We start from the raw sequence: 21,402 nt of genomic DNA, 5'->3' as shown, positions 1-21,402 counted from the left end.
GAGTGGGGCATCGGCGGGCGCGTCACTTGAGGAAGTAGATGACGGCGAACAGGCCGACCCAGACGACGTCGACGAAGTGCCAGTAGTACGAGACGACGATGGCGCTCGTCGCCTCCTTGTGGCCGAAGTTCTTGACCGCGAAGCCGCGGCCGATGACGAGGAGGAACGCGATGAGGCCGCCGGTGACGTGCAGGGCGTGGAAGCCGGTCGTCAGGTAGAAGGCGGAGCCGTAGGCGTTGCTGGAGAGCGTGACGCCCTCGGAGACGAGGGTCGCGTACTCGAGCACCTGGCCGGAGACGAAGACCGCGCCCAGGGCGTAGGTGAGGAAGAACCACTCGACCATGCCCCACTTGAACGGGCTGAGGCCCGTCGCACGCGGCTGCAGCCGCTCGGCGGCGAACACGCCGAACTGGCAGCTGAACGACGAGGCCACGAGGATCACCGTGTTCACGCCCGCGTAGGGGACGTTGAGGATCTGGGTCTCGGCGCCCCAGAGCTCGGGAGAGGTGCTGCGCAGGGTGAAGTAGATCGCGAAGAGGCCCGCGAAGAACATGACCTCGCTGCCCAGCCAGACGATCGTTCCGACCGCGACCGGGTTGGGTCGGTTCACTACGGGCGCGGTGGCCGTGGGGGAGAGAGAGGTGCTCGTCACACAGACCATTATGGCCGATGGCAGGGGAGGGAAGTCGCACTAGCCGGGAGGCGATCCTCGTCGCATAATCTGGGAGCCATGTCGGAAACCCTGTCCTGGCCGCACGTTCTCAGCGCACTCCTCGAGTCCTCCGATCTGAGCGTCTCCGAGGCGACGTGGGCCATGGAGCAGGTGATGGAGGGCGCGGCGACTCCGGCGCAGCTCGCCGGACTGCTGGTGGCCCTCCGGGCGAAGGGCGAGACCGTCGACGAGATCGTCGGCTTCCGCGACGCGATCCTCGACCACGCGGTGCCGCTGGACGTGGACCCGATGGCCCTGGACATCGTCGGGACGGGCGGGGACCGCTTCGGGACCGTCAACATCTCCTCCACCGCGTCGATCATCGCGGCCGCCGCCGGCACGCCCGTCGTGAAGCACGGGAACAAGGCCGCGTCCTCCTCCTCCGGCTCCTCCGACGTGCTCGCGGCACTCGGGGTCGACCTCTCCCTCTCCCCCGAGCGGGTGGCCGAGGTGTTCCGGCGGACGGGGATCGCCTTCGTCTTCGCGTCCCTCTTCCACCCCGGCTTCCGGCACGCCGGTCCGGTGCGCGCCGAGCTGGGCGTGCCGACGGTCTTCAACTTCCTCGGCCCGCTCTGCAATCCGGCGCGTCCCGAGGCCTCTGCGGTCGGGGTGGCGCACCTCGACCGGGTGCCGCTGGTCGTCGGCGTGTTCCGGACGCGCGGGGCGACGGCTCTGGTGTTCCGCGGGGACGACGGCCTCGACGAGCTCACGACCACGGGTCACAGCCACATCTGGGAGGTGTCGCGCGGCTCCGTGGTCGAGCACGACCTCGACCCGCGCGACCTGGGCCTGCCCCGCGCGCGGATCGACGAGCTGCGCGGCCGCGACGCCGCCTACAACGCGAGCGTGGTGCGCTCGGTGCTCGCGGGAGACGGCGGCCCCGTCCGCGACATCGTCCTTCTGAACGCGGCCGCGGGCCTCGCGGCGTTCGACCTGGCGCGCGACCCGGACCTGGTGCGCACGCCCGTCCTGGAGCGCCTGCGGACGTCGATGGACCGCGCGGCGGAGGCCGTCGACTCCGGGGCCGCCACGGCCAAGCTCGAGGAGTGGGTCCGCGAGACGCAGCGCGCCGTCGTCCCGCTGCCGTAGGCGCGAGCGCAGGGCGTAACGTGGGGCTGCTGTCCGCGACGGTGCGGGCGGCGATCCACCACGCGCCGGATCGCCCGCAGGTCACGGGACGCCCGAGTGGTGGCCCGATCCTGGAGGAGACCTCGATGAAGAAGCTCATCAACGACCCGAAGAACGTCGTCACGGAGTCGGTGGCCGGCTTCGGCCTGGCGCACGCCGACCTGGTCCGGGTGGTGTCGGATCCCCTGTTCGTGGTGCGGGCCGACGCGCCCCGCTCGGGCAAGGTGGGCATCGTCAGCGGTGGCGGCAGCGGGCACGAGCCGCTGCACGCGGGCTTCGTCGGATTCGGGATGCTGGACGCCGCCGTCCCCGGTCCCGTCTTCACCTCGCCCACGCCCGATCCGATCGTCGCGGCCACGCAGGCCGTCGACGGCGGCGCGGGTGTGCTGCACATCGTGAAGAACTACACGGGCGACGTCCTGAACTTCGAGACCGCGGCCGACCTCGCCGGCGCCGAGGGGATCGAGGTGCGCAGCGTGATCGTCGACGACGACGTCGCGGTGAAGGACTCGCTCTACACCGCGGGCCGCCGCGGCGTGGCCGGCACCGTGCTGGTCGAGCGGATCGCGGGCGCCGCGGCCGAGCGGGGCGACTCCCTCGACGAGGTCGCGACGATCGCCGAGACGGTGATCGCGAACGTGCGCTCGATGGGCGTCGCCCTCACGCCGTGCATCGTCCCGCACGCGGGCGAGCCGAGCTTCGAGCTGGGCGAGGACGAGATCGAGATCGGCATCGGCATCCACGGCGAGCCCGGCCGGGAGAAGATCGCGCTGGAGCCGGCCGACCGCATCGTCGACCGGATCCTCGGCCCGATCCTGGAGGACCTGCCGTTCTCCTCCGGGGACGAGGTGCTGCTCCTGGTGAACGGCATGGGCGGCACGCCGCAGATCGAGCTGTACCTCGCCTACCGCCGCGCAGCCGAGGCGCTGGCCGAGAAGGGGATCACCGTCGCACGCAGCCTCGTCGGCAACTACACGACGTCGCTCGAGATGCAGGGCTTCTCGCTCACCGTCCTCAAGCTCGACGACGCCCTGACCGAGCTGTGGGACTCCCCGGTGCAGACCGCGGCGCTGCGGTGGGGACGCTGAGCGCCCGCGCGCACACCATGACCGGAACGACAGCCGCAGGAGCGGCCCACGAGGAGGAGACGACCATGCAGGACGCACAGGGAGCCGGGCTCGACGCGGCGTGGGCGACGGCGTGGATCCGCCGCGCCGCCGAGTCGATCGCGGAGCACCGGGTCGAGCTGATCACGCTCGACCGGGCGATCGGCGACGGGGACCACGGCGAGAACATGGACCGCGGCTTCCAGGCCGTGGTCTCGAAGCTGGACGCGGCGCCGGAGCAGGGGCTCCCGGCGGACGTGCTCAAGCTGGTCGCGACGACGCTCATCTCCACCGTCGGCGGCGCCTCGGGCCCGCTGTTCGGCACGGCGTTCCTGAAGGCCTCCGCCGCGGTCGCGGGCGAGGACGCGCTCGAGGGCGCTGACGTCGCAGCTCTCCTGGCCGCGGCGAGGGACGGCATCGTGCTCCGCGGCAAGGCCGAGGTGGGCGACAAGACGATGGTGGACGCATGGACGCCGGCGGTCGACGCGGCCGCGGCCGCCGCCGAGGAGGGAGCGGCTCCGGCCGACGTCCTCGCCGCGGCGGCGGAGGCGGCGCAGAGGGGAGCGGAGTCGACGGACCCGCTGGTCGCCCGCAAGGGACGCGCCAGCTACCTCGGCGAGCGCGCCATCGGGCACCGTGATCCCGGCAGCGTGTCGACCGTTCTCCTGCTCCGCGCAGCAGCCGAGGCGGCGGCGTGAGCGTCGGGCTGGTCCTGGTCTCGCACAGCGCGCAGCTGGCGGAGGGGCTGGTCGAGCTCGCGGAGCAGATGGCGGCCTCGGTCGCGCTGGTCGCAGCGGGCGGGACGGACGACGGCGGCATCGGCACCAGCTTCGACCGCATCACGGCGGCCCTGGCGGAAGCGGACTCCGGCGAGGGGGTCGTCGTCCTCTGCGACCTCGGCTCGGCGATCATGACGGCGGAGACCGCGGTCGAGTTCCTCGACGACGACGCGCGCGCCCGGGTCCGGATCGCCGACGCCCCGCTGGTGGAGGGCGCGGTCGCGGCCGCCGTCGCCGCGGGCACGGGGGCGTCGCTGGACGAGGTGCTCGCCGCCGCGGAGTCGGCCCGGGGCGAGGCGCTCGCGGCTCCCGCCGAGGAGGCTCCGCCCGGTGACGAGCGCGTGCAGCGCCGCGTCCGCCTCATCAACCCGAACGGCCTGCACGCCCGTCCCGCGGCCGACTTCGTCACGCTCGCCGCCACCTTCGACGCCCGGATCGACGCGAACGGCAAGGACGCCACGAGCCTGCTCGGCGTGATGTCGCTGGGGCTCGACCGCGGGGACGAGGTCGTCCTCTCGGCGTCGGGGCCGCAGGCCCAGGAGGCGGTCGGCCGACTCGGCGATCTGGTCGAGTCGGGCTTCGGCGAGGTGTAGCGCGCCGTCGACCGGTCCAGGGACCGCGGAGGCGCCTCCTCCTACGCTGAGCGCATGGCCCTCCGCGGAACCCGACCCCCGTCCGTCCTGCTCCGCCGACTCGTCACCGTCCCGCGCGTCGTGCGCCGGGCGGACGCTCGTGCGGCCCGGCGGCTGAACGCCCGTCGCCCGTCGACCGTCGTCGACGGGGCGCTCGTGGGGCTCTCCCGGGCCGCGGACCACGGAGTCCTCTGGGCCGGCGTCGGCGTCCTGCTGCTCCTGGCGGGCCGTCCCCGCGAGGCTCTGCGGGGGACCGCCTCGCTCGCCGCGGCCAGCGCGCTCGCGAACCTGGTCGGCAAGCGCGTGTTCGGCGGCGACCGGCCGCTCCTCGTCGACGTCCCGGTCGGCCGGCGCCTGGCGACGGTGCCGACGTCGGCGTCCTTCCCCTCGGGGCACGCGGCGAGCGCCGCCGCCTTCGCCGCCGGGGTCGCGCTCGAGTCGCCCCGAGTGGGGGCGGCGGTCGCCCCGCTCGCCGCCGCCGTGGTCTTCTCCCGCCTGCACGTCGGCGTCCACTGGCTCTCGGACGTCCTCGGCGGCGCGGCGCTCGGCGCGGCGGTCGCGGTCGTCGGCCGAGCCGTCCTGCCGGCCGAGCCGCGCCACGTGCCCGTCTCGGAGCGCGCGACCCGGCCCCCCGTCGACCGCAGCCCGCTGGGGGACGGCGCCGCCCTCCTCGTGGTCCTCAACCCCGGCGCGGGCCGGGACTCGCACCGCCCCGATCCCGAGCCGCTGGTCCGAGCCCGGTTCCCGAAGGCGCGCGTGCACCGGCTGACCGAGGGGGAGGACCTCGCCGACGTGGTGCGCGAGGCGCGCTCGGGGGACTCTCCGCCCCGGGTGCTCGGGATCTACGGCGGGGACGGGACCATGTCGGTCGGTGCCGCTCTCGCCCGCGCCGAGGGGATGACGCTGCTCGTGCTGCCGGGCGGGACCATGAACCACTTCGCGAAGGCGCTGGGGCTGCTCACCGTCCAGGACGCGCTCGACGCGGCGACGATCGGCGAGCGCCGCGACGTCGACGTGGCCGAGGTCGTCGCGGACGGGGGAGACCCGGTCACGGTGCTCAACACGGTCTCGATCGGCGTCTACCCGGAGTTCGTCGCGGCCCGCGAGAAGCGCGAGAAGCGGATCGGGAAGCCGCTCGCCGCCGTGATCGCGGCCCTCTCGGTCGTGCGGCGCACCGATCCGTTCGAGCTCCGGCGCGACGGGCGCACGCAGCTCGTCTGGTCGTACTTCGTCGGGGTGAACCAGGAGCACCCGCGCACGGCCGCCCCGCTCGCCCGGCGTCGGCTCGACGACGGCCACCTCGACGTGCGCATCCTGCACTCAGGACGGACTCCGCGCACTCGGGGAGCGTTCTCGCTCCTGCTCGGCCGTACGGCGACCCCGGTGGTCGGCCGTGTGCCCGGCTGGCGGGCACCGGTGGTGGAGTCGTTCTCGACACCGGAGATCACCGTCGGCGCGCGCCGGCCCGCGGGGGACGACCCCGAGTGGGCGCACGACGGCGAGACCGAGCGCTTCGACGGCTCCCGCGACGGATTCGACGAGGCCGTGGTGCGGATCGTGCCGCTGGGCCTGCGGGTCTACGCGACCGCCGACTAGGGAGCGGTGCCGGCCCGGTCCCCGCCGTCCGGATCCGCCAGCAGCTCGGCCAGCGCGTCGAGGGCGGCGACCTGCCCGGCCACCACCAGCGAGCGGGCCTCGTCGAGCGGGTGCCACCGGGCGTCCTCCAGCTCGGGGAAGCTGCGCAGCACGCCGGAGCCCCGCGGCCACTCCAGCTCGAAGGTGTTGCTCGCGACGAAGGCGGTGTCCGCGAGTCCGCGCCCGGCGAAGACGGTGACGGTCTTGGCCGCGCTCTGCCGGAACGCACCGAGGAGGGTCAGCTCCCCGTCGGGCGGAGGAGCGCCGGTCTCCTCCTCGAATTCTCGGCGCGCGGCGTCCAGCGGCGTCTCGTCGCCCGTGTGCACGCCCTTCGGGATCGTCCACGCGCGGGGGCGCCGGGTCCAGAAGGGGCCGCCCATCCGCCCGAGGAACACCTCGGTGCCGGAGGGGCCCTCGCGGTGCAGCAGGATCCCCGCGCTCGTCACCGCGGCCATCGCGTCTCTCCGGTCATCCCGCCATCCTGCCCCGCGCCCGTGGAAGGATCGGCAGGACCCGCCCGCGACCGCACGGAGTGAACATGCACGACCACGAGATCCTCCGACAGCTGCGCGACGCGCTCGGCGACGCGGTCCTGACCGAGGGCCCCCGGTTCGAGGCCGTGCACACCGACAAGTCGGGCTTCTCCGCACCGGGTCGTGCGCTCGCGCTCGTCGCTGCCCGCTCGGTCGAGGACGTGCAGGCGGCGCTGCGCATAGCGACGGAGCACCGGCTCCCGGTCGTGCCGCGCGGAGCGGGAACGGGCCTCGCTGCCGGGGGAGTGGCGAGCGAGGGAGCGCTCGTCCTCTCGACCGCCGCCATGGACCGCATCCTCGAGGTGTCGCTCGAGGACGAGCTGGCGGTGGTCGAGCCCGGGGTCATCAATCAGGCGCTGTCGGACGCCGTCGCTCCGCACGGCCTCGTCTTCTCGCCCGACCCCGCGAGCCGCGCGATCTCGAGCATCGGCGGCAACATCGCGACGAACGCCGGGGGGCTGCTGTGCGCCAAGTACGGCGTGACCCGGGAGGCGGTGCTCGGGTTGACGGTCGTCCTCCCCGACGGGCGACTGCTCCCCACCGGCCGCCGCAGCGTGAAGGGAGTCACCGGGTACGACCTCACCGCGCTCCTGACCGGCTCCGAGGGGACGCTGGGCGTCATCGTGGAGGCCACCGTGAAGCTCCGCCCGATCCCGACCGGGCGCGTGGTCACGGTCGGCGCGTACTTCCCGAGCGTCGTCGCCGCGGCCGCCGCCTCCGCCGCGATCACCGCCGCGCGGCTCCGTCCCGCGGTGATGGAGCTGATGGACGAGGCGGCGCTCGCCGCGATCTCGCGCTACACCGGAGCGATGCTGGACCGCGGTGCCGCCTACCTCCTCGTCCAGACGGACGGCGGAGGAGCGGCGGAGGAGTCGCAGCGCGTCCTCGAGATCGTGACCGCCTCCGGGGGCGCCGCCGAGGCGACCGAGGACCCGGCCGAGGGCGAGGCTCTGCTGGCCGTCCGCCGGGCCTTCCACCCGGCGCTCGAGGCGGAGGGCCGGGTGCTGATCGAGGACGTCTGCGTGCCCCGCTCGGCGCTGCCGGCGATGTTCGCGGCGATCCGCGGCATCGAGGAGCGGACGGGGCTCAGCATCCCCACCGTCGCCCACGCGGGGGACGGGAACCTCCATCCGAACTTCGTGCTGCCCGCGGGGGACGGACCCGTGGGGGAGGACGTCTGGGGCGCCGCGGCGGAGCTCTTCCGCACGGCCCTGGCCCTCGGCGGCACGCTCACGGGCGAGCACGGCGTGGGACTGCTCAAGCGGCGCTGGCTGGCGGAGGAGCTGGGCGAGGACTCGCTGGCGCTCCAGCGCGGGATCAAGGCCGTGTTCGACCCGCTGGGGATCATGAACCCGGGGAAGGTCTTCTGAGGAGGGCGCCCCGGGCTACAGCAGCTCTGCCGTGATCATCGAGGCGGTGAGCACGATCGTCGCCGCGGACATGAGCCAGTAGAGGACCGTCTCGCGCCAGGACCCGGCGGAGCCCAGCACGGGCAGCGCGGCGTAGCCGCCGGTGGTCCAGACGTGGCGCAGCGGTGTCCGGCGCAGGCGCCGCGGCAGGCGCACGCGCAGCGGCCACAGCCAGTTGATCCCGCCGGTCGTGAGGGCGTCGCCGGCCACGTGCACGAGGTAGCCCAGCGTCGCGGAGACCCGGAGCCACGCCCAGGTGCCGTCGGCGAGCGCGACGAGCAGGACCGTGACGACCGTCGCCCCGGCCCAGGCGATGCGCCAGGAGGGGGCGGCCCGGACGGCCTTCGCGGCGAACGCGAGGGCGGGCAGCGTGAGCACGGCGGCCACGGCGACGGGGCCGACGACCGGCACCGGGAAGCGCAGCGCCGTGAGCACCGGCACCAGGTACCAGACGACGGCGACCGCGAGCAGCGAGTGCATCCCGTGCCGGTGCCCTCCGCTGATCCGGCCCGCGGTCGCCGTGAGCAGGGAGGCGCCCGGCGCCGAGCGGGAGACGGTCGCGCTCGCGTGGTCCGCGTCGGGCACCAGGGCCCAGCCGGCGGCGACTCCGAGGCCGACCAGTCGGAGGTCGAGCGGGAGACCCGCGAGGCCGAGGGGCCCGGCGACGGCGGGCACGGAGGCGGCGACGGCCCAGGCGAGCGCACCGGAGACGGCGTGCGAGCGGCCCATCATCGCGGGTCGGCTCCTTCGACTGGGCGCTGCGAGGCCGAGGACGACCGCGGCGGCACGAGAGAACCCCCGGCCGAGTGCGTGAGCACGGACCGGGGGTGAGGGTGGGCGATACCGGACTCGAACCGATGACCTCTTCCGTGTGAAGGAAGCGCGCTACCAACTGCGCCAATCGCCCAGGGGGACGTGCTGGACGACCCGAGAGACGATCGTAGCGGATCCGCGGGGCCCGGATGCACCGCCGACGCCCGCCACGCCCGGGTGAACGGACGGTGACGAGCCGGTTTCGCGCGGAAAGACGCGGATCGGACTCCGAGCGGCGGGATCGGCGTCCGCTCGATTTGGATTCCGGCGCCGCTGTCGTATACATTCTTCTAGGTCGAGCCGGGCAGCGAAAGCGCCGGACAGACAGCAAGACAGCACGACACGCAAAACGGCAACACCAGTACGACCTACATGCGGATGTGGCGCAGCGGTAGCGCATCACCTTGCCAAGGTGAGGGTCGCGAGTTCGAATCTCGTCATCCGCTCGAACACCGGTCCTCGGACCGGCGTCATCGGGACGGCACCCTCGGGTGCCTCCCACCTGGTCGGCCCTCGGGCCGCCGACACCGAATCCCGTACACGGTGGATTGGCCGAGAGGCGAGGCAGCGGCCTGCAAAGCCGTATACACGGGTTCGAATCCCGTATCCACCTCGATCGTTCACCGAACGAGGTGCTCCGCACGGAGCAACGGGCGATTGGCGCAGCGGTAGCGCGCTTCCCTGACACGGAAGAGGTCACTGGTTCGATCCCAGTATCGCCCACCACGAGAACCCCCGGCCCCTGGCCGGGGGTTCTGTCGTTCCCGGCTCCGGCGCTACCCTCGCAGGATGCCCGCCCCGATCCCCGTCGACGACCAGGGCACCCTCCTGCGGCTCGTCTCGCGGGACGACGGACCGGCCCTCGCCGCCGCGTACCGGCGCAACCGCCGGCACCTCGCGCCCTGGGAGCCGACGCGCTCGACCCGCTTCTTCGAGGCGGGGGGCCAGACCGACGCCGTCGCTGACGCACTCGCCGCGCACCGTGCCGGCAGCGTCCTCCCGCTCGTCCTCGACGCGGGCGGCGTGATCGTCGGTCGGCTGACTCTCGCGAACATCGTCCGCGGCGCCTTCGACAGCGGCGATCTCGGCTACTGGCTCGACAGCGGTCTGCAGGGCCGCGGCGTGATGACCCGCGCGGTCGGAGCCGTCCTGCGCACCGCGCGTGAGGATCTGGGGCTGCACCGCGTGCAGGCCGGGACGCTCCTCCACAACGTCGGATCGCAGACCGTGCTGCAGCGCAACGGCTTCGAGCGGATCGGCGTCGCGCGGCGCTACCTGCGGATCGCCGGGGAGTGGCAGGACCACGTCCTCTTCCAGGCGCTGCTCGAGGGCGGCCCGCTCCAGCCTCCGCCGACTCCGCTCGTCTAGGGTGAGCGGCGCCGGCCTTCTCCCGGCGCTCCGAGCGGGAGGGACGCGCCCATGACCACGCGGCACATCGGCGGACGAGAGTTCGACTTCGAGCGGCAGGTGGCCGTGATGGCGGTCGTGAACCGCACACCCGACTCCTTCTACGACAAGGGCTCCACCTTCGCCCTGGACAGCGCCATCGCGGCCGCCGTGCGCGCCGCGGAGCTCGGCGCCGACTGGGTCGACATCGGCGGAGTGCCGTTCGGCCGCGGCCCCGCTGTCACGCTCCAGGAGGAGCTCGACCGGGTCGTCCCCGTCGTGGCGGGCATCGCGGAGCGGAGCGACGTGGTCGTCTCGGTGGACACGACGAGCGCCGAGGTCGCGCGCGCGAGCATCGCCGCGGGCGCCTCCGTCATCAACGACACGAGCGGGCTGCACGACCCCCGGATGCTCGAGGTCGTCGCCTCCTCCTCCGCCCAGCTCGTCATCACCCACAGCGTGGGCGCCCCCCGCAGCGAGCCGGAGAGACCCGAGTACGACGACGTCGTGGCGACCGTGGTCGACCATCTGCGGAGCCGCGTCGATCGCGCGCTCTCGGGTGGAGTGCCTGCCGGGAGGATCATCGTCGATCCGGGTCACGACCTGAACAAGAACACCCTGCACACGCTCGAGCTCACCCGCCGGCTGGGCGAGGTGGCAGCGCTCGGCTTCCCGGTGCTCGCCGCGGTCTCCAACAAGGACTTCATCGGCGAGGCGCTGGACCGGCCGCAGGGGGAGCGCCTCGAGGGCTCCCTCGCCGCCGCGGTGATCTGCATCCTGAACGGTGCGCGGATCGTGCGCATGCACGACGTGCGCCAGGCGGTGGACGCCGTGCGGATGACGGAGGCGGTGCTGGGCTGGCGGGCGCCCGCCTTCCTCCGCCACAACGTGGAGCCGGCGGCGTGAGCGCCCGCATCGACGGCCTGTCGCCGGCCGGGCAGGACCTGTCCGACGAGGCTCTGCTGGCCCTCTACGCGGACGGGGCGGGCGAGGAGTGGCTCCGGGTCAACTTCGTCGCGAGCGTCGACGGAGCGGTCACCCGTGACGGCGTCTCGGGCGATCTCGGGGGCGCGGCGGACCTGCGCGTGTTCGACCTGCTCCGCCGGCTCGCCGACGTCGTGCTCGTCGCGGCCGGCACGGTGCGGACCGAGGGCTACGGCCCGATGGTGCTGAGCGACGAGTCCGTGCGGGCCCGGCTCGGCACCGGGCTCGCCCCGCAGCCCGTCTTCGCGATCGTCTCGGGGTCGCTCGACCTCGATCCCGCTTCGCGGATCTTCACCGAGGCGCCGGTGCGTCCGATCGTCGTGACCACCGGCTCCTCGTCGGCCCGCCGCCGCGCGGAGCTCGCCGAGGTCGCCGACGTGCTCGTCTGCGGCGACGCACGGCTCGACGCGACGCGGATGCGGGCGCAGCTCGCAGAGCGGGGGCTCGGCAGGATCCACTGCGAGGGTGGTCCGTCGCTGCTCGGGACCCTCCTCGCCGCGGACGCCGTCGACGAGCTCTGCCTGACCGTCGCTCCGACGCTCGAGGCGGGGGACTCCGGGAGGCTCGCCCGCGGCGACGTCCCCGGACCTCGCCCGCAGCACCTGGCGCACGTGCTCAGCGCCGGCGACACGCTGCTCCTGCGCTACCTCCGCCGGCGCTGACCCGCCCTACTCGCGGCGCCGCTCGTTCTCGTCGCGCTTGGCCTCGGAGGCCGGACGGGCGGCGATCACGGGGTGGGCGCCGGTGAAGCCGTCCCGGGCGGACGCGATCGCCAGGATGCGCGGCTTCGCGACGTGCCAGCCCACGATCAGGGCGGGCACGCCGACCACCGCGACGATCCCCACGGTCCAGGTGCCGGTCGGGAAGTCGACGGCGATGAGGACCACCACGATCACCAGGAACGCCAGGGTGAGCCACGAGGTCACCGGGGCGCCGGGCATCCGGAAGGACGGGCGCTCCAGGCGCCCGTGGGCCGCCCAGCGCTGCAGCTGCATCTGGCAGAGGACGATCATGCCCCAGCCCGTGACGATGCCCAGCGCCGAGACGTTGAGGACGATCTCGAAGGCCTCGGACGGCACGAAGAGGTTCAGCACGATACCGATCAGGGTGATGCTCGCCGTGAGCAGGATGCCTCCGTAGGGGACGCCCTGCTTGTTCATCCGGCCGGTGAAGGCGGGGGCGGAGCCGTTGAGCGCCATGGAGCGGAGGATGCGGCCGGTCGAGTAGAGCCCGGCGTTGATGCTGGAGAGCGCGGCCGTCAGCACGACGAAGTTCATGATCGATCCGGCGATCTCGCCCGAGGAGCCGTCGCCCAGTGAGCTGAAGAACGTGACGAACGGGCTCTCGCCCTTCGAGTAGGCCGTGTAGGGCAGCAGCAGCGTCAGCAGCAGCACGGAGCCGACGTAGAAGACGGCGATGCGCAGGATGACCGAGTTGATCGCGCGCGGGATGACCTTCGCCGGCTCCGCGGTCTCGCCCGCCGCCGTGCCGACCAGCTCGACTCCGGAGTAGGCGAACACCACGCCCTGGACGACCAGGACGCTGGCGATCAGGCCGCCGGGCAGGATGCCGCCGTTGTCGTTCCAGAGGCTGACCCCGGGGTCCACGGCGACGCCGCCGGACTGCAGCGGCCAGCCCGCGGCGAGCACGACGACGCCGATCACCAGGAAGACCACCAGCGCCGTGACCTTGATCAGCGCGAACCAGAACTCCAGCTCCCCGAAGACCTTGACCGAGACGAGGTTCAGCGAGAGCACGACGACCAGGGCGATGAGTGCGAGGAGCCACTGGGGCACGGAGGAGAAGAGCGACCAGTACTTCACGTACAGGGCCACCGCGGTGACGTCGGCGATCGCGGTCATCGCCCAGTTCAGGAAGTACATCCATCCGGCGACGAAGGCGGCCTTCTCGCCCAGGAACTCGCGGGCGTAGGAGATGAAGGAGCCCGAGCTCGGCCGGTGCAGGACCAGCTCGCCGAGCGCGCGGAGGATCAGGTAGGCGAAGACGCCGCAGACCGCGTACACGACGACGAGCGAGGGACCGGCGGTGGCGAGTCGGCCGCCCGCGCCGAGGAAGAGGCCGGTGCCGATCGCGCCGCCGATGGCGATCATCTGCAGCTGCCGGGGCTTGAGCCCGGGACGGTAGCCCTCCTGCTCCTTCGAGAAGTCGGGCTGCACGGGCCCGCGGTCGTCGTCGCTCTGCGTCACGGGGGCTCCCTCGTCACCGGATCGCGCCGGGCGGCTGCTCCGGCACGCCCGTCAGGGTAAGGGCGCGCTGCTCGGAGGAGGCGGGTGGCGCGGTCCGCGGCATGCGGATCCTCTCAGGATCGGGGCGCCTACCCTGGAGGCATGAGCGGTCCCGACCTCGCACGGCAGTCCTCGCTCGAGGGCGTCCGGATCCCGTCGCCGGCGAGGCGCCTGAACGGCGGCACCGATCCGGCGCTCGTCTGGCGCAACAAGCTCGACGGGCTGACCTTCCGCGTGGACGCCGGGTACCTGAAGTGGAATCCCCGGTCCACGGGCGTCGACCTCCGTCGCGAGATCGCGCGTCTGCGCTGGCTGGAGGGGCGGATCGACGCGCCCCGGATCCTGGAGGCGGGCGAGGACGAGGAGGGGCAGTGGCTCCTCACCGCACCGCTGCCCGGGCGGAGCGCCGTCGATCCGAAGTGGACAGCCCGGCCGGAGGAGGCCGTCCGCGCGATCGCGGCCGGCCTGCGGGCGGTCCACGCGCTCCCCGTCGACGCGGTGCCCGAAGAGCTGCGCGGCGACTCCTGGTTCGCGCGCCGGCCGTCGGCGCTCGGCGCGGCTCCGGAGCTCGTGGACCCCGTCGTGGTGCACGGCGACGCGTGCGCTCCGAACACGCTGGTCGACGACGACGGACGCTGGAGCGGCATGGTCGACGTCGGCGACCTGGGGGTGGGCGACCGCTGGGCGGATCTGGCGGTCGCCGCGGTCAGCCTCGGCTGGAACTACGGCCCCGGCCACACCCCGCTGCTCCTCGCGGAGTACGGAGCGGATCCGGACGACGAGCGCGCGGCCTACTACCGCGCGCTCTGGTCGTCCGAGTCCTGAGTCATTTCTTCTTCGCGGCCTCGTCGTCCTGGGCCGCGCCCTCGTCGCTGCGGTTCTCGCTCGCCAGGCGCAGCCAGCGTCCGTCGCGGACGTCCTTCTCGTGCACGGCCGCCTTCTTGTCGCTCGCGGCGGTGTCGCGCGGGGGGAGCTGGATGGTCTCCTCCGCCTCGATGCCCGCCTGCAGCTCGCGTCCGCGCTCGAGCTCGGCGTCGAACTCCGCGCCGAAGAGCAGGGCGATGTTGGTGATCCAGATCCAGAGGAGGAAGACGATCACCGCGCCGAGCGAGCCGTAGGTCTTGTTGTAGTTGGAGAAGTTGGCCACGTAGAACGCGAAGCCGGTCGAGGCGATCAGCCAGATCGCCAGGGCGACGATCGATCCGATGCTGATCCAGCGGAACTTCGGCTGGCGGATGTTGGGCGCCCAGTAGTACAGGGTCGCGACGATCACGATCGCGATGACCACGAGCACCGGCCATTTCGCGATGTTCCACACGGTGAGGGCGGCGGGGCCGAGGCCCACGACGTCGCCGACGGCGGTCGCGACCGGTCCGCTGAGCACCAGGATGAGCGCCGCGATCACGATCAGGACGACCGTCACCACGGTCACGCCGAGCATCGTCGGGCGGAGCTTCCAGAAGGGGCGCCCCTCGTCGATCTGGTAGACGCGGTTCATCGCGCGGCCGAAGGCGCCGACGTAGCCGGAGGCGGACCAGATCGCTCCGACGACACCGGTCACGAAGGCGAGACCCGCGGCGGAGGAGCTGGTCAGCGCCTGGATCGGGTCGCGCAGCAGGTCGACGACCTCGCTCGACGCGAGGTTCCCGATCAGGTCGAGCACCAGATCGGTGGTGGCCTGCGCCTGGCCGAAGAGCCCCAGCACCGACACGATCGCGAGCAGGGCGGGGAAGAGCGCGAGCACGGCGTAGTAGGTGAGCGCGGCGGCGAGGTCGGTGCACTGGTCCGCGCCGAACTCGCGGGCCGTCTTCTTGAGGACGTAGAACCAGGAGCGCTTGGTGATGTCGGTGACGTCGTCGGGCTTCCGGGAATCGTCGGGATCGGGCGCTGTCTTCTCGCGGGTCGTGCTCTGCTCGGCCATGCGGACACGCTACGGGGCCGACAGTCGTCGGACGGCCCCCTTGACGGCGCGGCCGGTCGTGTCGCGGGTCAGGCCCGGCGCTGGCGCGCGGCGGCGAGGGTGCCGAAGAGGAGGAAGGAGCAGGTCGTGGCGAGGACGGTCAGCAGGGGAGCCTCCCAGCCGCCGCTCGCGTCGTGCGCGAAGCCGATGACGGTCGGGGCGGTGGCGGCCACGGCGTAGCCGATGCCCTGCACCGTGGCCGAGAGCCGCGACGCGTGGGCGTCGGAGCGGGAGAGCCGCACGACGAGCACGAAGACCACCGTGAATCCTCCGCCCTGGGCCGCGCCGCCCAGCACGCACCAGAGCGCCCAGAGCTGCGGGGCGAGCAGCAGCCCCGCCGGCACCGTGCACCAGAGGAGGCCGACGAGCACGATGCTCCCCAGCGGTCCGAGCCTGCGGACCAGGAGCGGGACGCCGAGGGCGCCGGCGACCGCGGCGAGCTGGAACACCGAGGCGCTCGCGCCCGCGGTCGCGATCGAGAAGCCGTTACGGTCGACGAGCAGCGAGGGGAGCCACGCCGTCACTCCGTAGTACGAGAACGCCTGGCTCGAGAAGCAGAGCGCGAGCGCCAGCACGGTCGCGCTGCGGAAGATCCGCGGAGCCGGTGCGGCCGGTGCGCGGTCGGCGCGGGCCGGGCGGGGAGTCGGACGCAGGGCCGCCCGAGGCCCCACGGCCACGAGCCAGCCGGCCAGAGCGAGGGCGTTGAGGGCGAGCCAGACGAGCAGGGCGCCGCGCCAGCCGAGGGTTAGAGCGAGCGGAGCGGTGCCGAGCGAGGTGATCGTCGAGCCGATGTTGAGGGCCGCGGTGTAGACGCCCGTCGTGAGGTCGACGCGCTCGGGAGCGACGTCCCGCCGGATCACGACGGGGAGGACGACGTTGCCGATCGTGATGGAGACGCCGATCAGGACGGTGCCCGCCACGGCCGGTCCCACGTCGCCGATCGATCGGACGATCGTGCCGAGCGCGACGCCGATCACCGTGACGGTCACGGCGGCGTCGGGTCCCGCGCGGCGGATCACCAGGAGGGCGAGCGGAGTCGCCAGGGCGAAGCAGAGTACGGGGATGCTGGTGAGGATCCCCGCCTGGCCCGCGGACAGCGCGAGGTCCTCGCGCACCTCGTCGATGATGGGCGCGACGGCGACGATCGGACCGCGCAGGACCAGCGCGACCAGGGCGACCGCCACGACGAGGAGCCAGGGAGCGCTCCGGCGCGCGGTCATCGGGGCGTCGAGGGCCGCGGCACCCCGGTCAGCCGGTCAGGCCGGGGACCCCGGCCGAGAGGTTGCCGACGATGGTGAAGACGCCCGACACCAGACCGAGGATCCCGGTGACGAGTCCGGCCGTCGCGAGCCCGCGACCGCCTAAGACGAGCGGTGCGGCCGCCCGGCCCTTCGCCGAGAAGACGATGGCGAGGATCGAGGGGATCAGCAGCGGATTGATCAGCAGGCTCAGGACGCCGAGCACGAGGCTCGCGATCGCCATGGGGTTGCGGCCCGCCGCGGAGGACGGGGCGGACGGATAGGCGTACAGCTCCTGCTCCGGAGCGCCCGGGGGCGTGCCGTAGGCGGGAGCGGGCGCCGAGGAGGACGGGCGGGACCGGTCCGTCCACGCCGCGCCGTCCCAGTAGAGCTCCGAGCCGAGGTCGGCCGGGTGCGGGTACCACCCGGGCGCGGGCAGCGGAGCGGAGTCGTCGGGCATGGGGCGAGTCTAGAGCGGCGCCGATCAGCTCTTGGGCTGCTCGAAGCCGAGCGCGTTCCCGTCGGGATCGAGGATCCAGGCCGCCCAGACGCTGCCGCGGTCGGCCACGCCGTTCTCGGTGCGCAGCTCGTCGCTGTCGTAGTCCTCCGGAGCCACGCCCCGAGTCGCCAGCGCGTCCAGCTCGGCGCGCAGGTCGGCCACCCGCCAGGCGGCCTTGGTCTGCTCGTCCTTCGAGCCCGTGGTGCTGGCGGTGACGGTGAGCCGCGTGCCGCCGCAGGAGTAGGCGATCGCCGACTCGCTCTCCTCGAGGACCTTCAGTCCCAGGGAGCCGGCGTAGAAAGCGCGGGAGGCGGCGAGGTCGCGGGAGAGCAGAACGGGGCCGATGGGGGAGTCGGAGAGCACGGTGAGTCCTTTCGTCGGTGGGCCTCCAGTCGACGCCCGCTGCGTTCCGGCGCGGAAGGGGTTGCCACCGGGTCGGCCGGAGGGGGCTGGCGCGGCAGAATGGCCTCGGCCGTGCCCGCCGCGCGGCCGGGAGGAGCCCTCATGAGCTGGACCATCGACGAGGTGGCGTGGACCCACCCGGACGCCGAGCGTCTGCGCGACGCGCAGCGGCGCGAGCTCGACGAGCGCTACGGCAACGACGACCACGAGCCCGGTACGCCGCCCTCGGCCGACGACGTGCCCGTCTTCCTCGTCGCCCGCGACGCGAGCGGCACGGCGGTGGCCTGCGGCGGACTGCGGCCTCTCGACGACGACGTCCTCGGACCGGGGGCGATCGAGGTGAAGCGGATGTTCGCCGACCCCGCCGCCCGCGGCACCGGAGCGGCCACGGCCGTCCTGCGCGCGCTCGAGGCGCGGGCGGCCGCTCTGGGCACGACGCGCCTGGTGCTGGAGACCGGGACGCTCCAGCCCGACGCGATGCGGTTCTACCTCCGGGAGGGCTACCACGCCATCCCGCCGTTCGGCGCCTACATCGGGTCCGAGCACTCGGTCTGCTACGCCCGCGATCTCGCTCCCGGCGCCTGAGCGTCAGCGGCGCAGGGTCTCCACCGGGTACTCGCCGAAGCGGCGGTGGTACGCCCCCGAGAAGCGGCCCTGGTTGAGGAAGCCCCAGCGCGCGGAGACGGCGCGCACGGTCTCCTCGCCCGGAGCGGCCTCGCGAAGCTCGACGCGCGCCCGGTCGAGACGCACGCCGCGCAGGTAGCCGAGCGGAGTGTCGCCGAAGTGCCTCCGGAACGCGGCCTGCAGCGCCCGCGGAGTGAGCCCCGCCGCTGCCGCGATGTCGGACACGGTGACGGGTGATGCGGCGAACGCGTGCAGGAACTCGGCGGCCCGCAGCAGGTGCTCGAGCCCCGGCCGCAGCACCTGCGGCGGGACGACGACCGGCCGGTGCGCGAAGGTCGCGAGCAGGTGCAGAGCGACGCCGCGCTCCGCCGCCACGAGCTGCAGCGCGGTCGCCTCGCGGCCCGACCGCAGGACGCCCGCGAAGTCGTCGACCGCCCGCCACCAGCCCGGGAGTGCCGACAGGGAGGCGATCGAGCGGTGGTCGAAGACGAGCGGCAGCGGCACGCCGTCGCCGGCCTCGGACGCGACCTGCTCGAGGAGGCCGGCGGCCACGTGCACGAGCCGCTGCTGGAAGTCGCGGCTGACGAACTCGAACGGACGCGCGCTGGGGAACACGACCGGCCGCCCCGGCAGGTGGACGATCCGATCGCCCTCCGGGTCCACCACGCTCGTGCCGGAGAGGAACCACGAGACGACGTACTCGCCCTCCGGACGCAGCCCCCCGGACACGGAGCCCCGGAACACCGACGTCCGCAGGCTCACGCCCTCGCTCCCGGAGACGTCGTAGCGGAAGGAGAAGGGCCGCTCGACCGTCTCCGTCCGGAATCCCGACCCGCCGTAGCCGTCCGAGTAGAAGCGCCGCGCCTCGTCCAGGTCGGCCCCGGAGCGCGTGAAGCGCTGCAGCGCAGGACCGGCACCCATCTGACCAGGATGACACCTGGACGGATTGCGCACCGGTCGCCGCCGCGCCCCTCTCCGGGGCACGTCCTGTCGGCAGGGTGACGGGGTCGGACGACACGGACGGAGACGCATGGAGATCAGCGCACGCAGACTCGCGGCACGCGACGCGGTGGCCGTCGTCGCCGTGCTCGCCGCACTCGAGGGGGCGCTCGCCGTGGACTCCCTGCCGCCCGGCCTGGAGGAGGTCCTCCTGCACCAGCTCGAGCGCAGCTCGCTCGTGCTCCCCGGCGCCGACCGGGACGAGCTCGCCTCCGCTCTGCGCGCGCTCGGCGTCCGCGTGCGCGACGCGCTCGGGTAGAGGCCGCCGCCGACTACAGTCGAGGGGTCAACCGAGCCCGAGGAGTGCCCGCACGTGTCGAACGAACCGTCGAATCCCGCAGAGAACGAGTCCCACTCGGTCGTCACCGAGGCGGGCACGGGATTCACGCACTTCACCGACCGGGCCGTGGTCGCGATCCGCGTCAACGGGGAGCTCAAGGACCTCGCCGCCGACGTCGTGCCGGGCGACCGCATCGAGCCGGTGCTCATCTCCTCGCCGGACGGGCTGAACATCCTCCGCCACTCCGCGGCCCACGTGCTCGCGCAGGCGGTGCAGCAGATCAACCCGGAGGCGAAGCTGGGCATCGGCCCGCCCGTCACCGACGGCTTCTACTACGACTTCGACGTCGAGGAGCCCTTCACGCCCGAGGCGATGAAGGCGCTCGAGAAGGCGATGGACCGCATCGTCCGCCAGGGCCAGCGGTTCGTGCGCCGCGTCGTCTCCGAGGAGGAGGCGCGCGCCGAGCTCGCCGGCGAGCCCTACAAGCTCGAGCTGATCGGGATCAAGGGCGGGGGAGCCGAGGACGAGAGCGTCGAGGTCGGCGGCGCCGAGCTCACCATCTACGACAACGTCGACCCGCGTTCCGGCGAGACGGTCTGGAAGGACCTCTGCCGCGGCCCGCATCTGCCCAACACCCGCATGATCGGCAACGGCTACGCCCTGACCCGCAACGCTGCCGCCTACTGGCGCGGCTCGGAGAAGAACCCGCAGCTGCAGCGCGTCTACGGCACCGCGTGGCCCACGAAGGACGAGCTGCGCGAGCACCAGGCCCGCCTCGAGGAGGCGGCGCGCCGCGACCACCGCAAGCTCGGCCACGAGCTCGACCTGTTCTCCTTCCCGGACGAGATCGGCTCCGGCCTCGCGGTCTTCCACCCCAAGGGCGGGATCATCCGCTACGAGATCGAGCAGTACATGCGCGAGCAGCTGCTCGCCCACGACTACGAGCTCGTCTACACGCCGCACATCACCAAGGGCGACCTGTTCCTCACGAGCGGGCACCTGCAGTGGTACTCCGAGGGGATGTTCCCCCCGATGCACCTCGACGAGCTGCAGGACGAGGACGGCAACGTCACCCGCCAGGGCCAGGACTACTACCTCAAGCCCATGAACTGCCCGTTCCACAACCTGATCTTCCGCTCGCGCGGCCGCAGCTACCGCGAGCTCCCGTTGCGCCTGGCCGAGTTCGGCACCGTGTACCGCTACGAGAAGAGCGGCACCCTGCAGGGCCTCACCCGCGTGCGCGGCCTGACCCAGGACGACGCCCACATCTACGTCGCGCAGGAGGACGTGTCGGCCGAGCTGACCCGCAACCTCGAGTTCGTGCTGCAGGTGCTGCGCGACTACGGCCTCGACGACTTCTACCTCGAGCTGTCCACGAACGAGGAGGGCAACCCGAAGTTCGTCGGTGCGCCCGAGCAGTGGGAGGAGGCGATCGAGTCGCTGCGCGCGGTCGCCGTCGCCTCCGGTCTCGAGCTGGTGCCGGATCCGGGAGGAGCGGCGTTCTACGGTCCGAAGATCTCGGTGCAGGCGCGCGACGCCATCGGCCGCACCTGGCAGATGTCGACCATCCAGCTCGACTTCAACCAGCCCGAGCGCTTCGAGCTCGAGTACACGGCCTCGGACGGCTCGAAGAAGCGGCCCGTGATGATCCACCGCGCGCTCTTCGGCTCCATCGAGCGCTTCTTCGCGATCCTCACCGAGCACTACGCCGGGGCGTTCCCGGTCTGGCTGTCGCCGGTCCAGGTCGTGGGCATCCCGATCGCCGACGAGTACCTGCCCTACCTCGAGGAGGTCGTCGGCGAGCTCAAGCGGTCGGGCATCCGCGCCGAGATCGACTACTCCAGCGACCGGATGCAGAAGAAGATCCGCAACGCCACGCTGCAGAAGGTGCCCTTCCAGATGATCGTGGGGGAGAAGGACCGCGACGCCGGAGCCGTCAGCTTCCGCTTCCGCGACGGCACGCAGGAGAACGGGATCCCGGTCGCCGACGCCGTCGCGCGCATCCGCGAGGCCGTCGCCTCGAAGGCGCAGGTCTGA

General features: G+C 73.0%; 22 protein-coding genes and 4 tRNA genes. 16 read left to right on the top strand and 10 right to left on the bottom strand.

The genetic code is table 11. The features are described from left to right. Window positions 1-22: 22 nt before the first annotated feature. On the bottom strand, window positions 23-661 hold the full coding sequence (locus C5C63_RS02660) for a heme-copper oxidase subunit III (protein ID WP_104224647.1): 639 nt from the start codon (window positions 659-661) through the stop codon (window positions 23-25). A 69-nt stretch (window positions 662-730) separates the two neighbouring features. On the opposite strand from C5C63_RS02660, the gene trpD reads away from it, so the two are divergent. The 5 genes from trpD to C5C63_RS02635 all read left to right on the top strand — a co-directional run bounded on the left by trpD (window position 731) and on the right by C5C63_RS02635 (window position 5,953). Beyond that, window positions 731-1,801, top strand: coding sequence for an anthranilate phosphoribosyltransferase (gene trpD, locus C5C63_RS02655; RefSeq protein WP_104225357.1), 1,071 nt, complete (start codon window positions 731-733; stop codon window positions 1,799-1,801). 125 nt (window positions 1,802-1,926) lie between these two features. Then, the gene (gene dhaK, locus C5C63_RS02650) at window positions 1,927-2,928 is read left to right on the top strand and encodes a dihydroxyacetone kinase subunit DhaK (protein WP_104224645.1); all 1,002 of its coding nucleotides are present in this window, start codon (window positions 1,927-1,929) and stop codon (window positions 2,926-2,928) included. Between the two features lie 65 nt (window positions 2,929-2,993). Beyond that, the gene (dhaL, locus tag C5C63_RS02645; protein ID WP_104325441.1) at window positions 2,994-3,644 is read left to right on the top strand and encodes a dihydroxyacetone kinase subunit DhaL; all 651 of its coding nucleotides are present in this window, start codon (window positions 2,994-2,996) and stop codon (window positions 3,642-3,644) included. Further along, window positions 3,641-4,318: a dihydroxyacetone kinase phosphoryl donor subunit DhaM gene (gene dhaM, locus C5C63_RS02640; RefSeq protein ID WP_104256172.1), complete on the top strand. Its 678-nt coding sequence runs from the start codon at window positions 3,641-3,643 to the stop codon at window positions 4,316-4,318. The genes dhaL and dhaM overlap by 4 nt, the downstream gene beginning before the upstream one ends. 54 nt (window positions 4,319-4,372) lie before the next feature. After that, window positions 4,373-5,953, top strand: a complete 1,581-nt coding sequence (locus tag C5C63_RS02635) for a bifunctional phosphatase PAP2/diacylglycerol kinase family protein (protein ID WP_104325440.1) — start codon at window positions 4,373-4,375, stop codon at window positions 5,951-5,953. On the opposite strand, the gene C5C63_RS02630 is transcribed toward C5C63_RS02635, so the two are convergent. Continuing rightward, window positions 5,950-6,447 (bottom strand): NUDIX domain-containing protein, encoded by a 498-nt coding sequence (locus C5C63_RS02630; protein ID WP_104225352.1) that lies wholly within the window; start codon window positions 6,445-6,447, stop codon window positions 5,950-5,952. The two genes, C5C63_RS02635 and C5C63_RS02630, sit on opposite strands and share 4 nt — an antisense overlap. 83 nt (window positions 6,448-6,530) lie before the next feature. Here C5C63_RS02630 and C5C63_RS02625 point away from each other — a divergent pair, with 83 nt between their 5' ends. Further along, entirely contained in the window at window positions 6,531-7,895 is a 1,365-nt protein-coding gene (locus C5C63_RS02625; protein ID WP_104325479.1) for an FAD-binding oxidoreductase, read from the top strand. Window positions 7,896-7,910: 15 nt separating this feature from the next. Here the strand turns inward: C5C63_RS02625 and C5C63_RS02620 are convergent, their stop codons facing one another. Continuing rightward, the gene (locus C5C63_RS02620; RefSeq protein ID WP_104325439.1) at window positions 7,911-8,666 is read right to left on the bottom strand and encodes a metal-dependent hydrolase; all 756 of its coding nucleotides are present in this window, start codon (window positions 8,664-8,666) and stop codon (window positions 7,911-7,913) included. Window positions 8,667-8,768: 102 nt separating this feature from the next. Continuing rightward, a tRNA-Val gene (locus C5C63_RS02615) sits at window positions 8,769-8,841 on the bottom strand. 280 nt (window positions 8,842-9,121) lie between these two features. Between C5C63_RS02615 and C5C63_RS02610 the strand changes: the two genes are divergently transcribed. From C5C63_RS02610 to C5C63_RS02585, 6 genes are all read left to right on the top strand, one after another. Further along, window positions 9,122-9,193, top strand: a tRNA-Gly gene (locus C5C63_RS02610). Window positions 9,194-9,289: 96 nt separating this feature from the next. After that, window positions 9,290-9,360: transfer RNA gene (locus C5C63_RS02605), tRNA-Cys, on the top strand. Between the two features lie 38 nt (window positions 9,361-9,398). Further along, window positions 9,399-9,473: transfer RNA gene (locus C5C63_RS02600), tRNA-Val, on the top strand. Window positions 9,474-9,536: 63 nt separating this feature from the next. After that, window positions 9,537-10,115, top strand: coding sequence for a GNAT family N-acetyltransferase (locus tag C5C63_RS02595; protein ID WP_104225349.1), 579 nt, complete (start codon window positions 9,537-9,539; stop codon window positions 10,113-10,115). Window positions 10,116-10,166: 51 nt separating this feature from the next. After that, window positions 10,167-11,039, top strand: coding sequence for a dihydropteroate synthase (folP, locus tag C5C63_RS02590; protein ID WP_104224638.1), 873 nt, complete (start codon window positions 10,167-10,169; stop codon window positions 11,037-11,039). After that, entirely contained in the window at window positions 11,036-11,779 is a 744-nt protein-coding gene (locus tag C5C63_RS02585; RefSeq protein WP_104251077.1) for a pyrimidine reductase family protein, read from the top strand. Before folP ends, C5C63_RS02585 begins: the two co-directional genes overlap by 4 nt. Before the next feature lie 6 nt (window positions 11,780-11,785). On the opposite strand, the gene C5C63_RS02580 is transcribed toward C5C63_RS02585, so the two are convergent. Further along, window positions 11,786-13,324, bottom strand: a complete 1,539-nt coding sequence (locus C5C63_RS02580) for an amino acid permease (RefSeq protein ID WP_258065372.1) — start codon at window positions 13,322-13,324, stop codon at window positions 11,786-11,788. Window positions 13,325-13,465: 141 nt separating this feature from the next. Between C5C63_RS02580 and C5C63_RS02575 the strand changes: the two genes are divergently transcribed. After that, window positions 13,466-14,188, top strand: a complete 723-nt coding sequence (locus C5C63_RS02575; protein ID WP_104325438.1) for an aminoglycoside 3'-phosphotransferase — start codon at window positions 13,466-13,468, stop codon at window positions 14,186-14,188. A gap of 1 nt (window position 14,189) precedes the next feature. Here the strand turns inward: C5C63_RS02575 and C5C63_RS02570 are convergent, their stop codons facing one another. From C5C63_RS02570 to C5C63_RS02555, 4 genes are all read right to left on the bottom strand, one after another. Beyond that, on the bottom strand, window positions 14,190-15,284 hold the full coding sequence (locus C5C63_RS02570) for a YihY/virulence factor BrkB family protein (RefSeq protein ID WP_104225345.1): 1,095 nt from the start codon (window positions 15,282-15,284) through the stop codon (window positions 14,190-14,192). A gap of 68 nt (window positions 15,285-15,352) precedes the next feature. Further along, complete coding sequence (locus C5C63_RS02565) at window positions 15,353-16,543, bottom strand: CynX/NimT family MFS transporter (protein ID WP_104224634.1); 1,191 nt, start codon at window positions 16,541-16,543, stop codon at window positions 15,353-15,355. A gap of 28 nt (window positions 16,544-16,571) precedes the next feature. Further along, a complete protein-coding gene (locus C5C63_RS02560) occupies window positions 16,572-17,021 on the bottom strand; it encodes a DUF2510 domain-containing protein (RefSeq protein ID WP_104325437.1) in 450 nt (149 codons plus the stop codon). A gap of 24 nt (window positions 17,022-17,045) precedes the next feature. Then, complete coding sequence (locus C5C63_RS02555; RefSeq protein WP_104325436.1) at window positions 17,046-17,423, bottom strand: VOC family protein; 378 nt, start codon at window positions 17,421-17,423, stop codon at window positions 17,046-17,048. A gap of 141 nt (window positions 17,424-17,564) precedes the next feature. Between C5C63_RS02555 and C5C63_RS02550 the strand changes: the two genes are divergently transcribed. Next, window positions 17,565-18,047 (top strand): GNAT family N-acetyltransferase, encoded by a 483-nt coding sequence (locus C5C63_RS02550; RefSeq protein WP_104233324.1) that lies wholly within the window; start codon window positions 17,565-17,567, stop codon window positions 18,045-18,047. 3 nt (window positions 18,048-18,050) lie between these two features. On the opposite strand, the gene C5C63_RS16645 is transcribed toward C5C63_RS02550, so the two are convergent. Then, the gene (locus C5C63_RS16645) at window positions 18,051-19,007 is read right to left on the bottom strand and encodes an AraC family transcriptional regulator (protein ID WP_219812336.1); all 957 of its coding nucleotides are present in this window, start codon (window positions 19,005-19,007) and stop codon (window positions 18,051-18,053) included. Between the two features lie 109 nt (window positions 19,008-19,116). Here C5C63_RS16645 and C5C63_RS02540 point away from each other — a divergent pair, with 109 nt between their 5' ends. Together C5C63_RS02540 and thrS are read left to right on the top strand one after the other, a co-directional pair. Beyond that, window positions 19,117-19,344, top strand: coding sequence for a hypothetical protein (locus C5C63_RS02540; RefSeq protein ID WP_104225342.1), 228 nt, complete (start codon window positions 19,117-19,119; stop codon window positions 19,342-19,344). Window positions 19,345-19,491: 147 nt separating this feature from the next. Further along, a complete protein-coding gene (thrS, locus tag C5C63_RS02535; RefSeq protein WP_244230674.1) occupies window positions 19,492-21,402 on the top strand; it encodes a threonine--tRNA ligase in 1,911 nt (636 codons plus the stop codon).

Source organism: Rathayibacter sp. AY1B8 (assembly GCF_002932775.1).
In the GTDB taxonomy this organism is placed as follows: Bacteria; Actinomycetota; Actinomycetes; order Actinomycetales; family Microbacteriaceae; genus Rathayibacter.
This window is presented reverse-complemented; position numbering and strand designations above follow the sequence as displayed.